Origin of the sequence: Kineobactrum sediminis, assembly GCF_002868715.1 — a bacterium.
Taxonomy (GTDB): Bacteria; Pseudomonadota; Gammaproteobacteria; order Pseudomonadales; family Halieaceae; genus Kineobactrum; species Kineobactrum sediminis.
Genome location: NZ_PKLZ01000002.1, coordinates 19,053 through 36,019 on the forward strand (window position 1 = coordinate 19,053; position 16,967 = coordinate 36,019).

Below are 16,967 nucleotides of genomic sequence, written 5' to 3' on the forward strand. Positions count from 1 at the left end.
ATGTGCGGCATTGTAGCGGCGACGGCCCGGCGTGAAGTTTCGGCTATTCTACTGGAAGGGCTGCGACGTCTTGAGTACCGCGGCTACGATTCGGCAGGGCTGGCCCTGATCGACAGTGACCATAATCTGCTGTTGCATAAACGCCAGGGCAAGGTCGCAGAACTTGAACAGGCCCAGGCGATGGACCCCAAGTACGGCTGTGTGGGCATCGCCCACACCCGTTGGGCAACCCACGGGGCACCCTCTGCAGCTAATGCGCATCCGCACATTTCCGGCGAGCGCGTGGCGGTGGTGCACAACGGCATTATAGAAAACAACGAAGCCCTCCGTGCGGAACTGCAAGCCGCCGGTTACGAGTTCCTCTCCGGCACCGACACCGAAGTGATAGTCCACTTGCTGCATCAACAATTGCAGTCGAGCCAGAGTCTGTTGCAGGCCATGCAGACCGTGGTGGAACGACTGGAGGGTGCCTATGCACTCGCGGCTATCGATGTCGCCCATCCCGACGAAGTGATCGCGACTCGCGAGGGCAGCCCCCTGGTTATAGGGGTGGGCATTGGCGAAAACTTCCTTGCCTCGGATGCACTGGCCCTGCGCCAGGTAACCGATCGCTTTATTTACCTGGAAGAAGGCGACCTGGTGCGTATGACGGCGTCGTCGCTGCAAATCTACGACGCCAATGGCAACCGCATAGAGCGAACGATATCCCAACTGGCGGCCCATGAAGAGGCGACAGGGCTGGGTGATTACGAACATTACATGCTTAAGGAGATTTACGAACAGCCACGCGCGCTGGCGGCAACAGTACCCGCAACAGGGGCTCACGACATTGCCGACGAGGCATTTGGCACTGGGGCCGCAGCCGTCTTTGACCGTGTCCAGGCTGTGCAGATTGTTGCCTGCGGCACCAGTTTTCACGCCGGCATGGTCGCCCGCTACTGGCTTGAGGAACTGGCGGGTATTCCCTGCGCTGTTGAGGTGGCATCCGAGTTTCGTTATCGCAAACGCGTACAGCATCCGGGAACCCTGCTGGTGACAGTGTCCCAGTCCGGCGAGACCGCCGACACCCTGGCGGCACTGCGCAACGCCACCGAAGCTGAGTTTATCTCCAGCCTGGTGATATCGAACGTCGACCACAGCTCTCTGGTGCGAGAGTCGGACCTTGTATTCCTTACCCGCGCCGGCGCTGAAATCGGGGTGGCCTCAACCAAGGCTTTCACGACCCAGCTGGTTGCTTTCCTGATGCTCACCCTGGTGCTTGGTCGCAGACGCAACCTGTCTCCCGAAGCCGCATCTGCCATGGTGTCGGCTTTGCACAAGCTGCCCGATTACGTTGAACAGACCCTGAAACTGGATCCCCTGATCAAGGACATGGCGTCGGCCTTCATTCTGCGGCATCACGCTTTGTTCCTGGGCCGTGGCATCCAGTATCCGATAGCGCTTGAAGGTGCACTGAAGCTCAAGGAAATTTCCTATATTCACGCGGAAGCCTATCCGGCCGGTGAACTGAAACACGGCCCGCTGGCCCTGGTCGATGCCGATATGCCGGTGGTTGCCGTGGCACCCGGCGACGAGTTGATGGAGAAGCTTAAATCCAATATTGAAGAAGTGCGTTCGCGGGGTGCTGAACTGTATGTATTCGCAGACGAAAACGCCGGCTTCCTCGATGATCCCCGGGTGCATGTGTTGAGGATGCCCCATTGCCCCGAGTTATTGAAACCCATCGTGTATACCGTCGCGTTGCAGTTACTGGCTTATCATGTTGCGGTGCAGAAAGGCACGGATGTGGACAAGCCACGGAACCTGGCGAAGTCAGTAACGGTGGAATAGCGACCTGCTAAGGCTTTCGTTGACATGAAAACCCATCGGTTTCATCAACTGGATGTCTTTTCCGATAAGCCTCTGCGGGGCAATCCCCTGGCTGTTGTGCACAGTGCCGATGACCTCGACGAGATGACGATGGCCGGCTTTGCACGCTGGACAAACCTCTCCGAAACCACGTTTCTGCTTACGTCCCGGCACCCCGAGGCTGATTACAGGGTGCGCATCTTTACCCCGGGTGGTGAGCTGCCCTTCGCCGGACACCCCACGCTTGGTAGTTGTTACGCATGGCTCGCAGGTGGTGGCATACCTCGTCACCCTGACTACATCGTGCAGGAATGTGAGCTTGGGTTGGTCAGGATTCGCAAAGATGGAGCAAGGCTTGCCTTTGCCGCGCCGCCACTGCTCAAGCGCGGGCCGGTTGACGAGATCCTGTTGGCCCGGGCAGCCGCGGGACTTGGGTTGCATAGAGAAGAGATTCTGCAGCACCAGTGGGTGGATAATGGGCCCGGCTGGTTCGTGTTAATGCTGGATTCCGCCGAGAGGGTCCTGTCACTGACGCCGGAAGTCGCGCTGCTCAGTGACCTGAAATTCGGTATTATCGGGCCCCATAAGGCGATGCAGGATAGTGATTACGAAGTGCGGGCGTTTGTTGTGCCACTGGGCATAACCGAAGACCCGGTCACCGGGAGTTTAAACGCCGGGATCGCGATGTGGCTTATCGAGACCGGCCTGGCCAAGCCAGCTTATGTGGTGTCCCAGGGCACGGCTTTACAGCGTTCGGGCAGGGTTTTCGTCGATAAGGTTGGTGACGATATTTGGGTGGGTGGGTATGTGGCCACCTGTGTGGAGGGAAGTGTCAGGCTTCCGGGTTGACAGCAAAATTCTCATGGGGCCAAACGTCTAATGATTTCACTCAAGCAGCTCACCTACGCCCTCGCAGTGGCTCAAACCCGCCACTTCAAAAAGGCTGCTGAGCTATGTTCTATCTCCCAGTCTGCCCTGAGCACGGCAATCTCGGAACTCGAGTCCCAGCTGGGTACCCAACTGTTTGAACGCGACAACAAGAAAGTGCTGATAACACCGGTGGGAGAGAGCATTCTCGCCAGGGCTGCCGCGATCAAGCTGGAACTTGAGGACATTCACCGGCTGGCACATGAAGGCGACTCTGCGCTCAGTCATCCCTTGCGCATGGGGCTGATTCCAACTATCGGTCCCTACCTGCTGCCCAAAGTGTTACCTGCCGTGCGTCGCGATTACCCCGATTTTCGCCTGAGTATCGCCGAGGAGCAGTCCCATGTGCTGGTGGAAAGAGTGCGCAATGGTGAACTCGATACCGCTGTGATCGCGCTGCCTTATGCGCACCCCGGCCTGCTGGCCTTTCCCTTCTGGGAGGAGGACCTGTATCTCGTGACCCATCGGGATAATCCTCTCGCAGAGCGCTCCCAGATTACCTCGGAGCAGTTGCACGAGGTCAACCTGATGCTGCTTAAGGACGGCCATTGCCTCAAGGATCATGCCCTGGCGATTTGCCACATGCGGTCTTCCCGCCTCGGGGAAACCCTGGAGGGAGCCAGCCTGTATACGCTGATCCAGATGGTGGCGGGGCATATGGGATCTACCCTGGTGCCGGAGATGGCGCTTGACCAGTTACTATCGGGAAACTCTGAGCTCAAGGCCATGCACCTTGCCGAACCCGGGCCCCATAGAACCATCGCTTTCCTGGTTCGGCCCAACTTTGGCAGCCTGGATAATATTGAGATACTCAAGGCACTGTTCAGGGCGCGGTTGACAGCCTGTGCCGGAAACATTGCGGCCCCGTAATCCTGGCAGGGGTGTACCGCAGCGTGCCCTGGGCAGCACTGCGGTACAGGTGAGGGTCAGCTGGGGTTGGCGGCCTTGTATTCGCGAATTTCAGTATTGAATTGGCCGGCCACCGACTCTTCTATAGACACCGCTTCGTTGTAGGCGTCTACGGCATCGGCGTAAATGGCCTGATTGGCCTCTGGGTCGCCCTTACCCTTTTCCACGGCGACTCTCGCTTTTTGCATGGCTTCGTCCAGGCAGCGCATGTACTCGACGTTTTCTGCCTGAAAACTTTTAACGGCTTGCTGCCCTGCAATCATCTCTTCCATGCTGGCGGAAGCGCCGTCGGGAAGGGTGGGTGCTTCCGGCTGGACACATTCAGCCGCCATTGCCATGGAGCTGCCTACGAACAGCATTGCCAGGGCGTATTTAACAGGTTTCATAGTCATACTCCTTAGGAAAAATCGGGGAAACTGTAGCAGCCCGGCTGCCTCCTGCCAAGATGGCAGCGATACCATTTAATCGCGACCGACCCATAATTTTCCAAGGTCGTAGTCCCGCGCAAGCTGTTCAGCCTCACGCCGGGCCTGTGCTTCCGTGGCCAGGCCGACCACCCTCACCCGGTATAAAGTCCTGCCATTCTGTTCAGTGCTGCTGACCACGACCTTACCGCTTGCGGGTTTGAGTCTTGAGGCCCACTCTTCTGCCAGAGCGCGGTTACCGTAACTGCTGAAGTTTACAAACCAGCCCGTATTGCCGGCAGTCGGCGCCGGTTTTGATGGCGGGCTTTCCTGCGCTGGTTCCACTGTGGTACTGGACTTTGCCTGGGCAGTGGCTTCCTGTTGCGCCAATAACTGCTGCTCCAGTCCCGCCAGGGTATCCTTGAGCTGGCGATTTTCGTCACCCAGATTGCCCAGGCGGCTTTGCAGTTCACGGTTCTCCTCGCGTATCGCCAGCTGCGACGCGCGCGCGCTGGCTATTTCAGCCGGATCACCGGCGACAGCCAGCTGCGCCTGAAGATCCCGGATCGTCTGTTCCATGGCCGAGCGCTGTTTCATTATCCCGTAACCACCTGCGGCCAGCAGGATCAGGGCGACCGCGGCAACCGCGACAAGACCCAGCGGCCAGGTGTCGGTAAAGCGCCCCGGAGCAGTAGTCTGGCTGCTGCCTATTGCGGGCTCCTCCCAGTTGTCTTCATCGGTAGGCTCCTCAAGATCGCTGTCAGGGTGATTCTCATCCTCGAAATCCAGCGATTCGTCACCGTCATCGTCATCGTACTCTTCTTCGTCTTCAAGCCAGGGGTTCCACTCATCATCAGTGGTATCGTCCTGGTCTTCGCCATCGCGTTTGTCGTCATTCATACTGTCACTCCGGGGCACTTCTGTGCGGATGATAGCAGAGGGTCGCATGCAATGCGCCGGGAGAGAGGCTTTTCGGCAGGTTTACTCTGGGCTGCGCAGCGTCTGCAGTCCCCGGTTGAGTCGTACCATATGGCGGTCGAGCTCGGCCCCCTTCATCTTGAATACGCCCACGGCCAGTACGTCAATCACCGTGAGGTGGGCTATGCGCGAGGGTAGTGGGCTATAGCTATCCTCGCTGGCGGGGGTCACATCTATCGGGATGGGAATGGTGGAACGCTCCAGCACCGGGGTATTGCCCGGTGCCAGTCCAATGACCGCGGCGCCCGAGGCACGCACATGGTCCATGGCTTCCAGTAGTGCGGTGCTACGCCCGGACTGGGAGATGGCGACGACCACATCGTCGGCCGTCATCGACATGGCTGCCATGGCCTGGATGTGCGGGTCGGAGTGCGCCGCGCTGGCAATTTGCAGCCGGAAAAATTTGTGTTGGGCATCAATGGCTACCGGGCTTGAAGCGCCAAATCCGTAGAACTCTACCCGTCGGGCGTTGCACAGGGCATCCACCGCTACCTCAATGGCGTCGGTGTCCAGGGTGTCCCGTACTCTGCCCAGGGTTTCCATGGTGGCCGCGAACACTTTATAGGTATAGTCGCGGGCAGTATCGAGTTCGCTCAAACTGAAAGGTTCATGGCCTGTGCTCGGTTCAATACTCCGCGCCAGCGCCAGCTTGAAATTCTGGAAGCCCTCGCAACCTATCGCCCGGCAGAAACGTACAACGGTGGGCTCACTGACCTGCGCGGCGGCGGCGAGATCAACAATGCGCATAGTGATGACCTGTTCCGGATCTGCCAGCACTCTTTGGGCCACCTTGCGCTCCGATGGTCTCAGCTGTTCGAGCCGGCCTTCTATTGCACGCAGTATGGGTTGCTTTTGTTTCGCCACGACCTTGGCTGCCTCGATGGGTGGGATCATTATTATACATTTAAGGCCGCTACCGCGCAGGAACCGGTGAGCCGGCTTCATAAATTAGGTAGAATAGCGCGATGGATGTAACAGATATTCTCTCCCCCCTGAATGATGCCCAGCGTGAAGCGGTTGCCGACGACAGCCCCAACCTGCTGGTATTGGCCGGTGCCGGCAGCGGCAAGACCCGGGTGCTGGTGCACCGTATCGGCTGGCTGATCCGCGCCCGGGATGTCTCGCCCTGGTCTATTCTGGCGGTAACCTTTACCAACAAGGCGGCGCGCGAGATGCGCAACCGCATCGAGGAAATGCTGGGTATCCCCGCCCGGGGTATGTGGGTCGGCACCTTTCACGGCCTTGCCCACCGGCTGCTCAAGGCCCACTGGAAAGAGGCGCGGCTGCCACAGAATTTCCAGATTCTGGACAGCGACGACCAGCTGCGGCTGGTGAAGCGGGTCTGTCGGGAACTGGATCTGGACGAATCCCGCTGGCCGCCGAAGCAGGCGCAGTGGTACATCAACGGGCAGAAAGACGAGGGCCTGCGTGCCGCCCATATAGACCCCCCGGCCGGTGACCTTTTTGCCCAGACCATGTTGCAGGTCTACAGGACTTATGAGACTGCCTGTGAGCGTGCCGGTCTGGTGGATTTTGCCGAATTATTATTGCGCGCCCATGAATTGTGGCTGCACAGCCCTTCGGTACTGAAGCATTATCGCGAGCGCTTCCGGCAGATTCTGGTGGACGAGTTCCAGGACACCAATACCATCCAGTACGCCTGGCTGAGAGTACTGGCCGGCGACTCTATTCCGGTGGTCGCCGTGGGCGATGATGACCAGTCGATTTACGGTTGGCGCGGTGCCAAAATCGAGAATATCCAGCGCTTCGGCGAGGATTTCGCGAACACCCGTATCGTGCGGCTGGAGCAGAATTATCGCTCTACACAGACTATTCTGCAGGCGGCCAACGGCGTTATCGAGCACAATGCCGGTCGCCTGGGCAAAGAGCTGTGGACCGACGGTGAATCCGGTGAGCCGATATCGGTCTACGCCGGTTTCAATGAGCAGGATGAGGCGCGCTTTATTGTCGAACAGGCCCAGAGCTGGATAGAAGACGGTAATACGCGTGCCTCTGTCGCCATACTGTATCGCTCCAATGCCCAGTCCCGGGTGTTGGAAGAAGGCCTGATACGCACGGGCATTCCCTATCGCATTTACGGCGGCCAACGCTTCTACGAGCGCCTCGAAATCCGTAGTGCACTGGCCTATCTGCGGCTGCTGACCAACCGTAGTGATGACGCCGCGGTAGAGCGGGTAATCAATACGCCACCGCGCGGGATCGGCAGCAAAACCCTCGATATCCTGCGCCAGCTGGCGCGGGACCGCGGCGTGCCGTTATGGCAGGCGATCGCCCTGGCACAGGATGAAAAAGTATTGCCCGCGCGGGCGCTTACCGCGCTTGAGGGCTTTACCGTACTGATCGACGAGCTGGATTCCGGCACCGATGACCTCGCTCTTGAGGAACTCACCGAGCATGTGATCCAGGGCTCCGGGCTGGTGGACTTCTACGCCAGGGAAAAAGGCGAGAAGGGGCAGGCACGGGTGGAAAACCTGGGTGAACTGGTCAGCGCCGCCAAACAATTCGGCCCGGAAGGGCAGGAGCTTTCGCCCCTGCAGCAATTTCTGGACAACGCCGCCCTGGATGCCGGCGACGCCCAGGCCGACGCCCACGAAGACAGCGTTCAGCTCATGACCCTGCATTCCGCCAAAGGGCTGGAGTTCCCGCTGGTGTTTCTGGCGGGAATGGAGGAAAACCTGTTTCCCCACCGCATGTCTCTGGAAGAGCCGGGGCGTCTGGAGGAGGAGCGCCGCCTTTGTTATGTGGGTATCACCCGGGCCATGCAGAAACTGGTCATTACCTACGCCGAGTCACGGCGTATTCACGGTAGCGAAAGTTACAACACACCGTCACGTTTTATCCGCGAGATACCGGCCCAATTGTTGCGTGAAGTGCGCCTGCACACCGCTATCAGCCGTCCGGTCAGCAGCCTGTCCCAGGCCAGTGTACCCGACACCGGCCTGTCTCTTGGCCAGCGGGTATATCACCAGGTATTTGGTGAAGGCGTAGTGCTGAACTTCGAAGGCCGCGGCAACAATGCCCGGGTAGAGGTGAACTTCGACTTCGAAGGCAGCAAGTGGCTGGTGGTGCAATACGCGAAACTGCAATTGTTATGATGCGGCATCGATAGTGTCCCGGGTAAGCAGCCAGCGGCAAGCCGTAACTGGAGTTCTGGCCAACCACATCCGGCCGCGATAGACTCACGCCAACACAAGCCACTTGTTTTCGAACAATAAGCAGATACCATGCCTCCATCTCCCTTCGAACGCCGTTATTCTCCGGCCATTATCCTGCTGCTGCTGGCAGCGCTGGTCCTGGTTATAGGCCTTTGGGCTGCCGAGCGGGCCGGGGGCATCAGTGTCCTTGCCGGGCGCGACGGAGTGCAGGCGGGCAGTGGTGACCAGGCGCGCTATCAGTGGAAAATCGTAACCACCTGGCCCAAGAATCTCCCCGGTCTGGGCTCGGCGCCGGAGAACTTCGCCCGTATTATTGGTGAAATGAGCGGTGGCCGGCTCACCGCGCGGGTATACGGTGCCGGCGAAATGGTGCCCGCGTTCGAAGTGTTCGATGCAGTGCGGCAGGGGGTGGCGGATGCCGGACACGGGGCAGCCTATTACTGGAAGGGCAAAATCCCGTCTTCGGTTTTTTTCACCGCGGTACCGTTTGGCATGAACGCCCAGGAGATGAATGCCTGGTTTCACTATGGTGGTGGCCTGGAGCTGTGGCGCGAGGCCTATGCCCCGGCCAATATCATTCCCTTTGCGGGCGGCAGTACCGGGGTGCAGATGGCGGGCTGGTTTCGCAGTGAAATCAACTCGCTCGATGATTTGCAGGGTTTGAAAATGCGCATTCCCGGCCTGGCCGGGGATGTTTTTTCAGGCGCCGGAGGCACTGCAGTGCGTATTTCCGGGGGCGAGCTCTATACCTCTTTGCAAACCGGGGTGATCGATGCCGCAGAGTGGGTTGGCCCCTACAATGACCTGGCTCTGGGGCTATACGAAGTGGCCAAGTATTACTACTATCCCGGCTGGCACGAGCCTGGCGCAATGCTGGAGTTTATTGTCAACAGGGACTCCTACGAGGCCCTGCCGGCTGACCTGCAAGCCATTGTTACCCAGGCCACGCGCGCCGTAAACCAGGACATGCTGGATGAGTTCACCGCCCGCAATAATGCGGCCCTGCAGGAACTGGTGAATAATCATGGCGTGCAACTAAGAAGGCTGCCGGATGATGTGCTGCAGGCCCTGTATCGTTCCAGCGAACAGGCACTGCAGGAATTGACGGCCGGCGATCCTCTTTCGGCCAGGGTCTACGCCTCGTATCGCGAATTCTACGAGGGTGTGCGGGCATACCATCATATCTCCGAACAGTCTTATATCAATGTCCGGGATGAGGTGATGGATCGCGAGTAATCAGTTGTTGATGGTGCGGGTGCGGCCTTTCTCATCAATGGCCACAAACACAAACTCCCCCTCGGTCACCTTGATCGGCTCGCCATCGTGCTTGGAGTTGATCCACACCTCCACCACGATACGCACTGAGCTACGACCGATTTCCAGCACATCGGAGTAACAGGCGACGACGGCGCCCACATGGACGGGGGTGAGAAAAGTCATGCCTTCGATGGCGACTGTCGCAACACGGCCACCGGCTACGTCCGCGGCTGTCACAGCCCCCGCCAGGTCCATCTGCGATAGCAGCCAGCCACCAAAAATGTCGCCGCTGGCATTGGTGTCCCGGGGCATGGCGATGGTCTGCAGAGCCAGTTCGCCCTGGGGAATGGGGGCGGAATCAATATCGTTCATGATGAGCCTGATTATTGTCGGGTTTGGTTAATGGCATTGGTGGAGCCTGTTAATTTACGACCGAAGGCAACCAGGTTGCCATTGCCGGCCAGATCCAGAGGGCTACCAGCACCATAAGCTGGATAAGTATAAAGGGAATCACGCCGCGGTAGATAGCACTGGTCGGCAACTCCGGCGGTGCCACGCCACGCAGGTAAAACAGCGCAAAACCGAAGGGGGGCGTGAGGAAGGAGGTTTGCAGGTTCAGCGCGATCATGATGCCCAGCCAGACCGGGTCCAGCCCCATCATCATCAGGATGGGCCCTACAATCGGTACCACCACAAAGGTAATTTCAATAAAGTCGAGGATGAATCCAAGCAGGAAAATAAGCAGCATCACCACCAGGGTTGCCCCGAATACGCCACCGGGCATCTGCTCGAAAAAATGATGGATCAGCTCCTCGCCGCCAAAGCCGCGAAATACCAGGGAAAAGACCGCTGCCCCGATCAGGATCATGAATACCATGCAGGTGATCTTCATTGCATCAAGCAGGGCTTCCCGGAGCCGCGGAATCGGCATCTCACCCTTTGCCAGGGCCAGCAACAATGCGCCAACCGCCCCCACGCCCGCCGCCTCGGTGGGGGTTGCGGCACCGACCAGGATCGAGCCCAGCACTACCGCAATCAACACCAGGGGGGGTACCAGGCTACCCAGCAGTTCAGCGGCGGTCACCGGTTCGGTTTCCACATTGGGTGCCAGCTGCGGGCGCAGGCGCGCAATCACCAGAATGTAGCCCAGGTATAACGCCACCAGCAACAGGCCGGGTAGCAGCGCGCCAACAAACAGGTCCCCCACGGACACCGTTTTGGGGCTGAAGATATTCATGCTCAGCTGCGCTTGCTGATAGGCATTGGAGAGCACATCGCCCAGCAGTACCAAGGCGATGGAAGGCGGAATAATCTGCCCCAGGGTACCCGTGGCGCAGATGGTGCCCGCCGCCAGTGAAGGACTGTAGCCACCCTTGAGCATACTCGGCAGGGACAGCAGGCCCATGGTAACTACGGTGGCACCGACAATGCCGGTACTGGCTGCCAGCAACATGCCCACCAGTACCACGGCGATCCCCAGCCCCCCCTTGAGGGAGCCGAAGCTGCGTGACAGGGTGCCGAGAAGCTGTTCCGCGATCCGGGATTTTTCCAGCAGCACCCCCATGAGGATGAACAGGGGTACCGCTATCAGGGTATCGTTACTGATAGTGCCAAACAGGCGCGCCGGCAGTGCCGCGAGGAACGCGGGGTCGAAATGGCCGGCGATAATACCCACCGCTGCAAAGGCCAGCGCCGTGCCCGCGAGGGTGAAGGCCACCGGGTAGCCCAGCATCAGTATCAGGCAGACGGCAGCAAACATGTAGAGTGCGATATAGCCGTCCATCAGCTGCCTTCCCGAATCAACAGGGCGACATTACGCAGGGTCTCCGCCAGGCCCTGCAGCAGCAGATTGAGTGCCAGCAGGGGCAACAGGGTTTTGAGCAGGAACACTGCCGGTATGCCTCCCGGTTCCGGTGAACTCTCGCGAATGATCCACGAGGCGGTTACATAGTCGCGACTGATCAGTAAAATGAAGCCGCACAGGGGTAGCAGCAGCAGTACGCCTCCCAGGCTGTTAACCCAGGCCTGCCCGCGCCGGCTCAAGCGCCGGTAAAAGATATCCACCCGCACGTGGCTGTCGTGTTTGAGAGCATACCCGGCGCCCAGCATGAATACGCAACCGTGGAGGTAGATGATGGCCTCCTGGGCCATGATAGAGCCGATACTGAAGCCGTAGCGCAGCACGACCACGGATGTGGTCAATAATGCCATCGCGAGCACCAGCCAGGCGAGCAGGCGTCCGCAGGCCTCGGTGAAGCGATCAATGGAGTTAACCAGCAGGTGCAACACACGCATCTTTTATTGGTCTTTTTGAACAAATCGGTGCAGGGTATCATAGCTGGGTTATACAGGTGAAAGCCCTGGCTCATTCTTGCCGCGTATTATGGATACGGATTCATGCTGACTTTAATCTCTCCGGCGAAAACGCTGGACTTTGAAACGCCGCCGGGCACTCGCAAGCATACCCAGCCCGGTTTTCTGGAGCAGTCCGAGGCGCTGGTTGCCGAGGCTCGCGAACTCAGCCCCGCCGATATACGGGAATTGATGGGCGTCAGCGAGACGATCGCCGACCTCAACTGCAGGCGCTTTCATAACTGGGCCGCCCCGTTCAGTCTCGACAACGCCAAGCAGGCGGTGCTCGCGTTCCGGGGCGATGTGTATACGGGCCTGGATGCCGATAGCCTGGACACAAAGCAGCTGGCGTTCGCCCAACAGCACCTGCGGATCCTTTCAGGGCTTTACGGGTTATTGCGGCCGCTGGACCTGATACAGCCCTATCGCCTGGAGATGGGCCTGAAATTTGCCAATCGCGGCGGTGCCAACCTCTATCAGTTCTGGGGTGACCGACTTACCCGTGAGCTCGATAGCCAGCTGGCAAAAAGTGGCAGCAAGGTGTTGGTGAACCTCGCCTCCAACGAATATTTCAAGGCGATACAACCCCGGGCACTGGACGCCGACATCATTACCCCCCAGTTCAAGGACTGGAAGAATGGTAAATACAAGATAGTCAGCTTTTACGCAAAGAAAGCCCGCGGACGGATGGCCCGGTTTATTATTGAACGGCAGCTGAATGACGCCGATGGCCTGCTTGCCTTTGATAGCGACGGCTACCGCTACAACAAGAAGGAATCGGGCCCTCGGGAACCGGTCTTTACGCGCGAGGCTCCTTCGACCTGAGTAACTGTGCCAATCACCAATAACAAGGATCAACGATGAGCATTGCACCAACTCACCAGGTAATCATCATAGGCGCCGGCATGTCCGGCATCTGTATGGGCATCCGTCTGCGCGAACGTGGTATTGACGATTTTCTCATTCTGGAAAAATCGGCCGGCGTCGGCGGCACCTGGTACGACAATACCTACCCGGGTGCCTGCTGTGATGTACCCTCGGTACTGTATAGCTACTCCTTTGAGCCAAATCCCAACTGGTCGCGCAAGTATTCGCCCCACAACGAGATTCGCGCCTACTTTGAGCATTGCGTAAACAAATATGGGTTGGAAGACAGGCTCCGCTTGTCTACCGGCGTGCGCTCCGCTCATTTTGACGATACTTCCGGTGAATGGGAGGTAATCCTGGAAACCGGTGAGCAGTTGCGGGCGAAAGCACTGGTCAGTGGCCTGGGCCAGCTCAACCTGCCCAATACGCCAGAATTACCGGGTGTGGAGAGTTTCGATGGGGAGCAGTTTCACTCCGCCCGCTGGCGCCACGATATCGATCTTACCGGTAAGCGGGTCGCGGTCATTGGCAACGCCGCCAGCGCCCTGCAGTTTATTCCCGAAATCGCAAAAGAGGTGGACCAGCTGTATGTCTACCAGCGCAGCGCAAATTATGTGGTCAAGCGCGAGGATCGATTCTACTCAGAGGCTGAAAAACGCCGTTTTGCGCGCTGGCCCTGGTTGCAGAAGCTGCATCGCCTGGGCGTTTACCTGCGGGGTGAATGGTTGTTCTACCCGGTACTGAGAGCCGGCAGCCGGCTGTTGCGCCCGCTCTGGGCCAAATGGTCCCGGGACCATCTCAACGAGCACATCCACGACCCGGAATTGCGCCGCAAACTGACGCCGGATTATCCCGTCGGCTGCAAGCGGATCCTGGTGTCGGATGATTACTATCAGGCCTTTACCCGCGATAATGTGGAGCTGGTGACCTCACCGATCAGTTGCGTCGATGAGGAGGGTGTAGTGGCCGGGGATCAGCAGCCACGGTCGGTAGACATCATTATTTATGGCACCGGATTCCGTACCCAGGACATGTTGTCGGGAGTGGAGTTCAGTGGCAGTGGCGGACGCAGCTTGCGGGAGGCCTGGGCCAGTGGTGCCGAGGCTTATCGCGGTGTCTGTGTTGCGGGATTTCCCAACCTGTTCATGCTCTATGGTCCCAACACCAACCTCGGCAGCAATTCCATTATCTTCATGGTCGAGCGGCAGACGGATTACGTGGTGGCCTGTATTGAAAAGCTGCTGGCGCACAACCTGCACTCGCTGGATGTAAACCCGGCGGTGATGCGTGCCTACAACGATCATTTGCAGGGAGAGCTGGCGCAGACGGTGTGGGTGGCCAGCTGTGACAGCTGGTACAAGAACGCGGCCGGCAAGGTGGTTAACAACTGGCCGCGCTCAACCCTGTATTACTGGTGGCATATGCGGTCACCGGACTTTGCTGACTTTGACATGCAGTAAGTCGTCACGGTGGCTGCAAGGGCCTTTCCTGTGCGTCAACTGTCCTGGCGAAACGGCAGCAGGCTGGCCGCTTCGGCGGTGTAGGCTTCAATATGAGGTTGCTCGCGGCGGGTAAAGTCCGCCACTGCCGCCGCCAGCTGGGGGTCTGCAATCCAGTGGTTGGAGAAAGTGAGCACCGGTTGAAAACCGCGCTGGATCTTGTGCTCGCCCTGGGCGCCCGGGTCAAAGCGTTTAAGCCCCTCGGCGATGCAGTACTCGATACCCTGGTAGTAACAGGCCTCGAAATGGAGGCAGTCAAACTCCTCAATGCAGCCCCAGTAGCGCCCGTAAAGGGTATCTGCCGAACGGAAGTATAGAGCCGCTGCCACACCTCTTCCCGCCTGCTCGGCAATGACCATTATCACCTGTTCACCCAGGGCCGGCGCGGTTTCAAGAAAAAACTCCCGGGTCAGGTAGCCACCGTGACCGCTGCGTTTGGCGTAGGTCATCTGGTAGAAGTGATGAAACTGCAGCCAGTGTCGCGGCTGGATTTCAACACCACGCAGCAGTTTCAGGGTCAGGCCCTGCTGATGGATACGCGCGCGCTCACGGCGCAGGTTTTTGCGCTTACGGCTGGCGAAAGTGGCGAGAAAATCGTCGAAACAGGAGTAATTGTCATTGAACCAGTGGAATTGCGTGGTCATTCGCTGCGGCAAGCCGCGTTGCAGTAACTGCTGTGAAACCGCTTCCTCCGGAAACAGCAGATGCCAGGATGATAGCCCGCGCTGGCCAGCGAATTGCCGGATAGCGGCCAGCGCATAGTCCCAGCCCTGCTCGCGCGAAAGCCCGGGCGCGCAACACAGGCGCGGGCCGGTTGCGGGCGTGAACGGGATTGCCGAAACCAGCTTCGGGTAATAGGCCAGCCCCTGCCGTTGCCAGGCTTCAGCCCAGGACCAGTCGAACACATATTCGCCATAGGAGTGGCCCTTGAGGTAAAGGGGCAGAATGGCAACCAGGGTTCCCTTCTGGCGCAGCAACAGATGGCAGGGCTGCCAGCCGGTTTCGGCGGTCGTACAGGCAGTTTGCTCCAGGCCCAGCAGGAATTCGTGGCGCAGGAATGGGTAGTCGGTCCCGGCAACCCGATTCCACTCGGCAGCGCTCACCGCAGCCAGGGAATCGATGAACTCGGCATCAGGTACCGTCGTTGCCCTGTCCAGATCGCCCATAATGCCCTCAGTGGCCGGCGGTGATGCCGTAATCCAGGGCGATGCCCACAAAAATTACCAGCCCCACCCAGTTATTGTGCCTGAAGGCGCGAAAACATGCTGAACGGTCGCGGCTTCGGATCAGGTACTGGTGATAACCGAATAGCGCGGCCACGACAACCAGGCTGAGGTAGTAAATGGCGCCCAACTCGAAACGCAGACCCGCCATCAGCAACGCCAGCAGGCACAATCCCTGTAGCGCGGCGATGATCAACCGGTCGGCGTCCCCGAACAGGATCGCGGTAGACTTGATGCCGACCTTCAGGTCATCGTCCCGGTCCACCATCGCGTACTGGGTGTCGAACACCATTGTCCACAGCACGTTGGCAATATAGAGCAGCCACAGGGCGGCGGGAAGCGACCCCAGCTGGGCAGCAAAGGCCATGGGAATGGCCCAGGAGAAGGCCGCTCCCAGCACCAGCTGGGGCCAGTAGGTGTAACGCTTCATGAAAGGGTAGGTTGCCGCCAGCAGCAGGCCGACAACAGACAGCATTACCGTGAGCGCATTAGTCAGCAGCACCAGCCCGAAAGCAGCCAGGCACAACAGCAGGAACAGGATTTGCGCCTCTTTAACGCTCACCCGACCGGTCACCAGTGGTCGCTCCCGTGTGCGCTGGACACTGCCATCCAGGTGCCGGTCCGCCAGGTCGTTGGCTATGCAGCCGGCAGAGCGCATCAGGAAGGTGCCAACGATGAAAATCGCCAGCAAATGATAGTCCGGGACGCCCTCGGCAGCAATCCACAGCGCCCACAGGGTCGGCCACAGCAACAGCAGCGTGCCGATAGGTTTATCGAAGCGGATCAGTTGCAGCAGAGCTGAAATTCTGGCGTGTTGGAGCATGGTACGAAAATAGCCTGGTGAACAAGCGATCAGCTTAATGGTTTGTGGATCTAATTGCAGCGTTAACCTTGCCCCGGCGGCTGCGATGTACCGCCAGTAAACCCTCCCAGGGCCTGAAACCTTCCAGAAAGACTTCGCTCACCAATAACCGCTTGCCGCCGAGCTCAAAGCAGGAGCGTCGCGCCCAGGCATCCTCTGCCTGCCTGACCACAGGCGCCAGATACGTACTGTTGCCGGTGATACGGGTAAGCTCAAAAGGGCTTCGACGCATATTGGGGTAGCGGAACAGGATTGCGCCCAGTGAACGATTCTGCAGCCTGCGCAGATGGGCCAGTTCACCGGCAAGGCTGCTGACCGGGAACAGGCTGCGGGCAAACACTACCGGCCTGCCGTCGAGTTGCAGGACAACCTCACGCACCAGGGCGCGCTGGCGCGGTGGTATTTGCAGCAGGCGCTGCTCCGACGGCAGGGGCACCTGCCAGCCCTGGTACAGGCGCCTGACGCTGAATGCGCCTGCATTGAGCGCCACAAGACGCGCGGTCAGAGAGCTGTCATCCAACAGCCAGCGGCGACAGTCCCGCGGCAGAGTGGTTGCAGTGAACTGCCGCTCGGGTCGCCAGCGAGGGTCTCGAGGATTGTTTGCCAGGCGTAGTCCGGGCACGATGTGAATCTCGGTAGCAGATAAACGCGGAGCATGCGACATG

The 16,967-nt window shown here is 59.0% G+C and carries 16 protein-coding genes; 7 read left to right on the forward strand and 9 right to left on the reverse strand.

Features of this window, described 5'->3' with window-relative positions; genetic code table 11:
- The 3 genes from glmS to CWI75_RS03645 are packed head-to-tail and all read left to right on the forward strand — an operon-like array spanning position 1 to position 3,645.
- Positions 1-1,830, forward strand: a complete 1,830-nt coding sequence (gene glmS, locus CWI75_RS03635) for a glutamine--fructose-6-phosphate transaminase (isomerizing) (RefSeq protein WP_101520139.1) — start codon at positions 1-3, stop codon at positions 1,828-1,830.
- Positions 1,831-1,854: 24 nt separating this feature from the next.
- A complete protein-coding gene (locus CWI75_RS03640; RefSeq protein ID WP_101520140.1) occupies positions 1,855-2,697 on the forward strand; it encodes a PhzF family phenazine biosynthesis protein in 843 nt (280 codons plus the stop codon).
- 30 nt (positions 2,698-2,727) lie between these two features.
- Complete coding sequence (locus tag CWI75_RS03645) at positions 2,728-3,645, forward strand: hydrogen peroxide-inducible genes activator (protein ID WP_101520141.1); 918 nt, start codon at positions 2,728-2,730, stop codon at positions 3,643-3,645.
- A gap of 56 nt (positions 3,646-3,701) precedes the next feature.
- Here CWI75_RS03645 and CWI75_RS03650 read toward each other — a convergent pair whose 3' ends face one another.
- The 3 genes from CWI75_RS03650 to CWI75_RS03660 all read right to left on the reverse strand — a co-directional run bounded on the left by CWI75_RS03650 (position 3,702) and on the right by CWI75_RS03660 (position 5,960).
- Positions 3,702-4,070, reverse strand: a complete 369-nt coding sequence (locus CWI75_RS03650) for a hypothetical protein (protein WP_101520142.1) — start codon at positions 4,068-4,070, stop codon at positions 3,702-3,704.
- A 75-nt stretch (positions 4,071-4,145) separates the two neighbouring features.
- A complete protein-coding gene (locus CWI75_RS03655; RefSeq protein ID WP_162299978.1) occupies positions 4,146-4,988 on the reverse strand; it encodes an SPOR domain-containing protein in 843 nt (280 codons plus the stop codon).
- Positions 4,989-5,069: 81 nt separating this feature from the next.
- Positions 5,070-5,960 carry an SIS domain-containing protein gene (locus CWI75_RS03660; RefSeq protein ID WP_101520144.1) on the reverse strand — a complete coding sequence of 297 codons (891 nt, stop codon included), beginning with the start codon at positions 5,958-5,960 and terminating at the stop codon, positions 5,070-5,072.
- Positions 5,961-6,031: 71 nt separating this feature from the next.
- On the opposite strand from CWI75_RS03660, the gene uvrD reads away from it, so the two are divergent.
- On the forward strand, positions 6,032-8,182 hold the full coding sequence (uvrD, locus tag CWI75_RS03665; protein WP_101520145.1) for a DNA helicase II: 2,151 nt from the start codon (positions 6,032-6,034) through the stop codon (positions 8,180-8,182).
- Positions 8,183-8,311: 129 nt separating this feature from the next.
- Positions 8,312-9,478, forward strand: coding sequence for a TRAP transporter substrate-binding protein (locus tag CWI75_RS03670; protein ID WP_101520146.1), 1,167 nt, complete (start codon positions 8,312-8,314; stop codon positions 9,476-9,478).
- Here CWI75_RS03670 and CWI75_RS03675 read toward each other — a convergent pair whose 3' ends face one another.
- From CWI75_RS03675 to CWI75_RS03685, 3 genes are read right to left on the reverse strand one after another with little or no spacing between them, the layout of a single operon-like run.
- On the reverse strand, positions 9,479-9,871 hold the full coding sequence (locus CWI75_RS03675; protein ID WP_101520147.1) for an acyl-CoA thioesterase: 393 nt from the start codon (positions 9,869-9,871) through the stop codon (positions 9,479-9,481).
- Between the two features lie 49 nt (positions 9,872-9,920).
- Entirely contained in the window at positions 9,921-11,282 is a 1,362-nt protein-coding gene (locus CWI75_RS03680) for a TRAP transporter large permease (RefSeq protein WP_101520148.1), read from the reverse strand.
- Complete coding sequence (locus CWI75_RS03685; protein ID WP_101520149.1) at positions 11,282-11,794, reverse strand: TRAP transporter small permease subunit; 513 nt, start codon at positions 11,792-11,794, stop codon at positions 11,282-11,284. Before CWI75_RS03685 ends, CWI75_RS03680 begins: the two co-directional genes overlap by 1 nt.
- 102 nt (positions 11,795-11,896) lie before the next feature.
- On the opposite strand from CWI75_RS03685, the gene yaaA reads away from it, so the two are divergent.
- Together yaaA and CWI75_RS03695 are read left to right on the forward strand one after the other, a co-directional pair.
- A complete protein-coding gene (gene yaaA, locus CWI75_RS03690; protein ID WP_101520150.1) occupies positions 11,897-12,676 on the forward strand; it encodes a peroxide stress protein YaaA in 780 nt (259 codons plus the stop codon).
- A gap of 35 nt (positions 12,677-12,711) precedes the next feature.
- Complete coding sequence (locus tag CWI75_RS03695; RefSeq protein WP_101520151.1) at positions 12,712-14,178, forward strand: flavin-containing monooxygenase; 1,467 nt, start codon at positions 12,712-12,714, stop codon at positions 14,176-14,178.
- A gap of 35 nt (positions 14,179-14,213) precedes the next feature.
- Here the strand turns inward: CWI75_RS03695 and CWI75_RS03700 are convergent, their stop codons facing one another.
- The 3 genes from CWI75_RS03700 to CWI75_RS03710 are packed head-to-tail and all read right to left on the reverse strand — an operon-like array spanning position 14,214 to position 16,966.
- Positions 14,214-15,383: a GNAT family N-acetyltransferase gene (locus CWI75_RS03700; protein WP_101520152.1), complete on the reverse strand. Its 1,170-nt coding sequence runs from the start codon at positions 15,381-15,383 to the stop codon at positions 14,214-14,216.
- Positions 15,384-15,390: 7 nt separating this feature from the next.
- Positions 15,391-16,263, reverse strand: a complete 873-nt coding sequence (ubiA, locus tag CWI75_RS03705) for a 4-hydroxybenzoate octaprenyltransferase (RefSeq protein ID WP_101520153.1) — start codon at positions 16,261-16,263, stop codon at positions 15,391-15,393.
- Between the two features lie 34 nt (positions 16,264-16,297).
- On the reverse strand, positions 16,298-16,966 hold the full coding sequence (locus CWI75_RS03710) for a chorismate--pyruvate lyase family protein (RefSeq protein ID WP_162299979.1): 669 nt from the start codon (positions 16,964-16,966) through the stop codon (positions 16,298-16,300).
- Between the last annotated feature and the right edge of the window lies 1 nt (position 16,967).

Coding starts and splice junctions, on each gene's coding strand:
- glmS (WP_101520139.1), top strand. CDS start 1: ATGTGCGGCATTGTAGCGGCGACGGCCCGGCGTGAAGTTTCGGCTATT.
- CWI75_RS03640 (WP_101520140.1), top strand. CDS start 1,855: ATGAAAACCCATCGGTTTCATCAACTGGATGTCTTTTCCGATAAGCCT.
- CWI75_RS03645 (WP_101520141.1), top strand. CDS start 2,728: ATGATTTCACTCAAGCAGCTCACCTACGCCCTCGCAGTGGCTCAAACC.
- CWI75_RS03650 (WP_101520142.1), bottom strand. CDS start 4,070: ATGAAACCTGTTAAATACGCCCTGGCAATGCTGTTCGTAGGCAGCTCC.
- CWI75_RS03655 (WP_162299978.1), bottom strand. CDS start 4,988: ATGAATGACGACAAACGCGATGGCGAAGACCAGGACGATACCACTGAT.
- CWI75_RS03660 (WP_101520144.1), bottom strand. CDS start 5,960: ATGATCCCACCCATCGAGGCAGCCAAGGTCGTGGCGAAACAAAAGCAA.
- uvrD (WP_101520145.1), top strand. CDS start 6,032: ATGGATGTAACAGATATTCTCTCCCCCCTGAATGATGCCCAGCGTGAA.
- CWI75_RS03670 (WP_101520146.1), top strand. CDS start 8,312: ATGCCTCCATCTCCCTTCGAACGCCGTTATTCTCCGGCCATTATCCTG.
- CWI75_RS03675 (WP_101520147.1), bottom strand. CDS start 9,871: ATGAACGATATTGATTCCGCCCCCATTCCCCAGGGCGAACTGGCTCTG.
- CWI75_RS03680 (WP_101520148.1), bottom strand. CDS start 11,282: ATGGACGGCTATATCGCACTCTACATGTTTGCTGCCGTCTGCCTGATA.
- CWI75_RS03685 (WP_101520149.1), bottom strand. CDS start 11,794: ATGCGTGTGTTGCACCTGCTGGTTAACTCCATTGATCGCTTCACCGAG.
- yaaA (WP_101520150.1), top strand. CDS start 11,897: ATGCTGACTTTAATCTCTCCGGCGAAAACGCTGGACTTTGAAACGCCG.
- CWI75_RS03695 (WP_101520151.1), top strand. CDS start 12,712: ATGAGCATTGCACCAACTCACCAGGTAATCATCATAGGCGCCGGCATG.
- CWI75_RS03700 (WP_101520152.1), bottom strand. CDS start 15,383: ATGGGCGATCTGGACAGGGCAACGACGGTACCTGATGCCGAGTTCATC.
- ubiA (WP_101520153.1), bottom strand. CDS start 16,263: ATGCTCCAACACGCCAGAATTTCAGCTCTGCTGCAACTGATCCGCTTC.
- CWI75_RS03710 (WP_162299979.1), bottom strand. CDS start 16,966: ATGTCGCATGCTCCGCGTTTATCTGCTACCGAGATTCACATCGTGCCC.